Annotated in this window: 6 protein-coding genes; 5 read left to right on the forward strand and 1 reads right to left on the reverse strand. The window is 72.7% G+C overall.

Translation table 11 applies throughout. From position 1 onward, the window contains the following. A partial coding sequence (locus AADR41_RS40865) for a TerD family protein (RefSeq protein WP_446751204.1) occupies nucleotides 1-731 on the forward strand: 731 nt, incomplete at its 5' end. A 52-nt stretch (nucleotides 732-783) separates the two neighbouring features. On the opposite strand, the gene AADR41_RS40870 is transcribed toward AADR41_RS40865, so the two are convergent. Further along, entirely contained in the window at nucleotides 784-1,956 is a 1,173-nt protein-coding gene (locus AADR41_RS40870) for a glycosyltransferase (protein WP_342287426.1), read from the reverse strand. 58 nt (nucleotides 1,957-2,014) lie between these two features. On the opposite strand from AADR41_RS40870, the gene AADR41_RS40875 reads away from it, so the two are divergent. The 4 genes from AADR41_RS40875 to AADR41_RS40890 all read left to right on the forward strand — a co-directional run bounded on the left by AADR41_RS40875 (nucleotide 2,015) and on the right by AADR41_RS40890 (nucleotide 5,638). Further along, a complete protein-coding gene (locus AADR41_RS40875; protein WP_342287428.1) occupies nucleotides 2,015-2,800 on the forward strand; it encodes a glutamate racemase in 786 nt (261 codons plus the stop codon). Nucleotides 2,801-2,859: 59 nt separating this feature from the next. Continuing rightward, the gene (locus AADR41_RS40880; protein WP_342287430.1) at nucleotides 2,860-3,423 is read left to right on the forward strand and encodes a hypothetical protein; all 564 of its coding nucleotides are present in this window, start codon (nucleotides 2,860-2,862) and stop codon (nucleotides 3,421-3,423) included. A 118-nt stretch (nucleotides 3,424-3,541) separates the two neighbouring features. Next, nucleotides 3,542-5,128, forward strand: coding sequence for an apolipoprotein N-acyltransferase (gene lnt / locus AADR41_RS40885; protein ID WP_446751205.1), 1,587 nt, complete (start codon nucleotides 3,542-3,544; stop codon nucleotides 5,126-5,128). A gap of 30 nt (nucleotides 5,129-5,158) precedes the next feature. Next, nucleotides 5,159-5,638 (forward strand): NUDIX hydrolase, encoded by a 480-nt coding sequence (locus AADR41_RS40890; protein WP_342287431.1) that lies wholly within the window; start codon nucleotides 5,159-5,161, stop codon nucleotides 5,636-5,638. Nucleotides 5,639-5,691: the final 53 nt, after the last annotated feature.

Raw genomic sequence — 5,691 nt, forward strand, 5'->3', positions numbered from 1 at the left:
CAACTGCATCGGCGCCCGGGTCAACGGCCGCCTGGCCACCCTCGGCACCGTGCTCAGCGACGGCACCCCCGGCGCCTCCCGCCACCGCACCCGTCCGCCTCAGCAAGGTGACGCTCACCAAGGACGCGCCGTCGGTCTCCCTCGCCAAACAGGGCGGCACTTCCGGAGCGCTTCGTGTCAATCTCAACTGGGAAGTGCGCAAACAGTTCAAGGGCTGGGGAAGCAAACTCGGCAGAGCGGTCGCCAACCACTCGGACCTCGATCTCGACCTCTGCGCCCTCTACGAACTGACCGACGGCCGCAAGGGAGTCGTGCAGGCGCTGGGGAACGCGTTCGGCGCTCTCCAGCACCCTCCCTACATCCACCTCGACGGGGACGACCGCACCGGCGCCGTCGCCACCGGCGAGAACCTCACCGTCAACCTCGACCACAAGAACAAGCTCCGGCGGGTCCTGATCTTCGTCACCATCTACGAAGGCGCCCGGAGCTTCGCCGATCTCCACGCGAGCGTCACTCTCCAGCCCCAGCACGGCGCACCGATCGAGTTCTCGCTCGACGAGTGCACCGTCCCGTCCACGGTCTGCGCGCTGGCGCTCCTGACCAGCAACGGGGGAGACCTCACGGTGCAGCGCGAGGCCCGCTACCTCGTCCCCGAGCGCGGAGTGAGCCCGCAGCGCACCATCGACTACGCCTACGGGTGGGGCATGAACTGGACGCCCGGCCGCAAATGACCCCCCGGCGGTCCGGACGGCCCTGCCGCCGCCGGCCCACCGCCGGCTCGGCTCACCGGTCCGGCGCGGCCTCGGGACGGGCGTACGTACGCCCCTTCCAGGCCGCGCCGCGGCCCCGGTGGTGCTGCACCGCCGAATCGACCGTCATCAGCAGATAGAGCGCCGCGGTGAACGGCAGCAACGGCGCCGACCACAGCGACTGCCGGTAGTGGCGCAGCATCGGCAGATACGTCGCCGACATCACCGCCCACGCCAGCCCGCCCGCCCGGGCCGCCACCGGGTCACCGGTCAGCAGCCCGGTCACGAGCGCGACCGGCGGGACCAGATAGACCAGCGCGAGCCCCAGCACCGTGCCCAGCAGCAGCGCCGGACTGTGCCGCAACTGGGCGTACGCGCTCCGCGACACCATCCGCCACAGGTCCGCCAGCCGCGGATACGGCCGTACGCTGTCCACCCGCTCGGCGAGCCCCAGCCAGATCCGCCCGCCGCTGCGCTGCACCGCCCGCGCCAGCGACACGTCGTCGATCACCGCCTGCCGGATCGACTCCGGCACCCGCGCCCGCTCCGCCGCCCCGGTCCGCAGCAGCACACAGCCACCGGCCGCCGCGGCCGTCCGGGCACCCGCCCGGTTCACCCACCGGAACGGATAGAGCTGCGAGAAGAAGTACACGAAGGCGGGCACGACCAGCCGCTCCCAGAGGCTCGACACCCGCAGCCGGGCCATCTGCGAGACCAGGTCGAAGCCGCCCGACTCGGCGGCGGCCACCAGCTCCCGCAGGCTGTCAGGCTCGTGCGCGATGTCGGCGTCGGTCAGCAGCAGATAGTCCGGCTCCCTGGTCCGGGCCAGCGAGATCCCGTGCCGGACCGCCCACAGCTTGCCCGTCCAGCCCGGCCCGGGCTCGCCCGGCGAGACGACCGTCACCGGCAGCCCCCCGAACCGCACGGACAGCGCACGGGCCACGTCCCCGGTCCCGTCCTTGCTGCAGTCGTCGACGAGGAAGACCTCCGCCCGCCCCGGATAGTCCTGCGCCAGCAGCGACGGCAGGCTCACCGGCAGCATGTCGGCCTCGTCGCGCGCGGGCACCACGATCGCGACGGACGGCCAGCGGGCGGGGGCCTTCCGGCGGGGCAGCCGCTGGTCGGTCCACCAGAAGAACCCTTGTCCCAGCAGCAGCCACACCCATGCGGCCAGCGAACCCACGGCGATCCAGGCAACGGCGCTCATTCGCCGCAGTCTGCCCCACCGGGACAGAACCGCAAGGGCGGTCGACTATGGTGACCGGGTGAAGATCGCGCTCATGGACTCAGGAATCGGCCTGCTCGCGGCAGCCGCCGCGGTACGACGACTGCGGCCCGACGCCGATCTGGTGCTCTCCTCCGACCCCGACGGCATGCCCTGGGGACCGCGTACCCCCGAAGACGTGACCGCCCACGCGCTCGACGTGGCCCGCGCGGCCGCCGCCCACCGGCCGGACGCGCTGATCGTCGCCTGCAACACGGCCTCCGTGCACGCCCTGCCGGCCCTCCGCGCCGAGCTCGAAGCCACGCTGCCGGTCATCGGCACCGTCCCCGCGATCAAGCCCTCCGTCGCCGGCGGCGGCCCGGTCGCGATCTGGGCCACGCCCGCCACCACCGGCAGCCCGTACCAGCGCGGACTCATCCGTGAATTCGCCGGCTCCGTCGAGGTCACCGAGGTGCCCTGCCCCGGTCTCGCCGACGCCGTGCAGAACGCGGACGAGACCGCGATCGACCTCGCCATCGCCACTGCCGCCGCCCGCACCCCGCGCGACGTCCGGGCCGTGGTCCTGGGCTGCACCCACTACGAACTGGTCGCCGAACGCATCCGTGCCGCCGTACGGCAGCCGGGTCCGGCGCCCGTCGCGCTGCACGGTTCCGCGGGCGCCGTCGCCGCCCAGGCACTGCGCCGGATCGGTGCCGAACCCGCTCCGTCGGCCGAACCGTCCGCAGGACTCGCCGTGATCCTCAGCGGCCGCCCCGCCGACCTGCCGGAGGCCGCTCTGGCCTACGCCGAGGGGCGTCTGCTGGGGGCGGTCAGCCCGGCCCTCTGACCCGGCGCGCGCCGTTCTGCCCATCCCCGGCGTGCGCATTCTTCAGTACGCTGCTTGACATGAGGGACCACCCCCGAAACCCCCGGTACAACGGAGCCGACGCCCGCTCCGCCGTCTGGATCGGCCGGGCCACCAACCGGGCCCAGTGGGTGCTCGCGGCCGCGGGCGCGGCCTGTCTGGCACTCGGCGTCCAGCTGGCCGTCACCTCCAACTGGACCTCCGGGATCGCCCCGCTGCTGATGTCCGTGATCGGTTGTGTCGCCGCCGGACTGCTCATGCTGTTCGGCACCCTCGCCTTCGTGAACGTCGCCGTCAGGGTCGACGGCGACGCCCTGGAGGTGCGCTGCGGCCACATGGGCGTCCCGCGCCGCCGGATCCTGCTCACCCACGTGGTGGGCGCGGAATTCGCCCCCGAGGTCACCCCGCGCCAATGGGGCGGCTGGGGCTACCGCTGGCGCCCCGAGCAGGGCACGGCCGTGGTGGTCCGCAGGGGCGAGGGCCTGGTGCTCAGGCTCGGTGACGGCAGGACGTTCACCATCACGGTCGACGACGCCGAGGCGGGTGTCCGGTTCATCCGCGAACGCCTGCACCTGCCGGCGACCGGCGCCACGGCCGGAGCCTGACCCCGGACGACGGGCAACCGGATCCGTACGGGAGAGCGACGGAACGATCCGGTACGAAGGGTTCCACCACGCGGGCGGGGCTGCCGGGCACACAGACGGCCACCGTAGAATCCGCCGGGTGAGCGCCACCATCACCTCAGTCGACGCCGCGCAGCCGGCCTCGCCCCCCGTGTCCCGCAAGCGACGCCTGGTACGGCCGGCCGCCGCGGTGATCGCGGGCGTCCTGCTGTATCTGAGCTTCCCGCCACGACCCCTGTGGTGGCTGGTGCTGCCCGGATTCGCCCTGCTCGGCTGGGTGCTGCACCGACGCCGGCTCCGCGCCGGATTCGGGCTCGGCCTGCTCGCCGGGCTGGGCTTCATGCTGCCGCTGCTGCACTGGACCGGCGAGGAGGTCGGCCCGGTGCCGTGGCTGGCCCTGGCCACCGCCGAGGCGCTGTTCATCGCGGTCGGCTGCATCGGGATCGCCGCAGTCAGCCGCCTCGCCTGCTGGCCGCTGTGGGCCGCTGCGGTCTGGGTACTCGACGAGGCGGTCCGGGCGAGGGTGCCGTTCGGCGGCTTCCCGTGGGGCAAGATCGCCTTCGGCCAGGCGGACGGTGTGTTCCTGCCGCTCGCGGCCCTGGGAGGCACGCCGCTGCTCTCCTTCGCGGTGGTGCTGTGCGGCTTCGGGCTCTGCGAAGCGGTGCTCCGGTTCCGCGCCCACCGGCGCACCGGCACGCTGCCCGCGGCAGCCGTCGCCGCCGCGGCCGCGACCGTCCTGGTGCCCGTCGCCGGAGCGTTCGCCGCGCTGCCCCTCGTCGACGACTCGGCCGAGGACGGCACCGCCACCGTCGCCGCGATCCAGGGCAACGTGCCCCGGCTCGGACTCGACTTCAACTCCCAGCGCCGCGCCGTCCTGGACAACCATGTGCGCCGCACCGAGCAGCTCGCCCAGGAGGTGAAGGAGGGCAAGGTGCCGCAGCCCGACTTCGTGCTGTGGCCGGAGAACTCCTCCGACCTCGACCCGTACCGCAACGCCGACGCCCGGATCGTGATCGACGACGCGGTGAAGGCGATCGGCGTGCCCACCGTGATCGGCGCGGTGGTCGAACCCGACAGCGGGAACCTGCGCAACACCCTCATCCAGTGGGATCCGAAGAAGGGCCCCGTCGACACGTACGACAAGCGCCACATCCAGCCGTTCGGCGAGTACATGCCGATGCGCTCCGTAGCGCGGATCTTCAGCTCCGACGTGGACCGGGTGCAGCGCGACTTCGGCCCCGGGAAGAAGGTCGGGGTCTTCGACCTGGCGGGGACGAACGTGGGGCTCGTGACCTGCTACGAGGCCGCGTTCGACGGCGCCGTACGGGACACCGTCATGCACGGCGGCCAGCTGATCGCCGTACCGAGCAACAACGCCACCTTCGGCCGCAGCGAGATGACCTACCAGCAGCTGGCCATGTCCAGGGTGCGGGCGGTCGAGCACAGCCGGTCCGTCGTCGTCCCCGTCACCAGCGGGGTCAGCGCCGTCATCCGCCCGGACGGGAAGATCGTCGAGAAGACGAAGCTGTTCACCCCGGACGCGCTCGTGGACGAGGTGCCGCTGAGGTCCTCGCTGACACCCGCGACCCGGATGGGCGCGCTCCCCGAGGGTGTGCTCGTGCTGATCGCCGTGGCAGGGCTCGGCCTGGTCGCCGTCCGCGCGGTACGGAGCCGGCGCGCCCGGTGACGCCCCGGCACACCACGTAGGGTCGGGCCCATGGCAACTCCTGATTTCATCCGCGAGATCCGCGCCACCGCGGGACAGCAACTGCTCCTGCTGCCGGGCGTCACCGCGATCGTCTTCGACGACGAGGGCAGAGTGCTGCTCGGACGCCGTTCCGACACCGGCAAATGGTCGGTCATCGGCGGCATCTGCGAGCCGGGAGAACAGCCGGCGGCGACGGCGGAACGCGAGGTGCACGAAGAGACGGGCGTGCACTGCGTCGCGGAGCGGGTGGTGCTCACCCAGGCCCTGGAGCCCGTGCAGTACGCGAACGGCGACCGCTGCCAGTACCTCGACGTCACCTTCCGCTGCCGGGCGACCGGCGGCGAGGCACGCGTCAACGACGACGAGTCGCTGGAGGTGGGCTGGTTCCCGGTGGACGCGCTGCCGCCGCTGAACGAGTTCGGGCTCTTCCGGATCAAGCAGTCCATGACCGACGAGCCCACCTGGTTCGAACCCACCCCCCGGCCGTGAACGACGTCGTCCGGCCTCAGACGGTACGGGCGTCGGCCGGCAGCGCCCCGGCC

The sequence above is a fragment of the Streptomyces sp. CLV115 genome (assembly GCF_038448545.1).
GTDB lineage: Bacteria > Actinomycetota > Actinomycetes > Streptomycetales > Streptomycetaceae > Streptomyces > Streptomyces sanglieri.

Coding starts and splice junctions, on each gene's coding strand:
- AADR41_RS40870 (WP_342287426.1), bottom strand. CDS start 1,956: ATGAGCGCCGTTGCCTGGATCGCCGTGGGTTCGCTGGCCGCATGGGTG.
- AADR41_RS40880 (WP_342287430.1), top strand. CDS start 2,860: ATGAGGGACCACCCCCGAAACCCCCGGTACAACGGAGCCGACGCCCGC.
- AADR41_RS40890 (WP_342287431.1), top strand. CDS start 5,159: ATGGCAACTCCTGATTTCATCCGCGAGATCCGCGCCACCGCGGGACAG.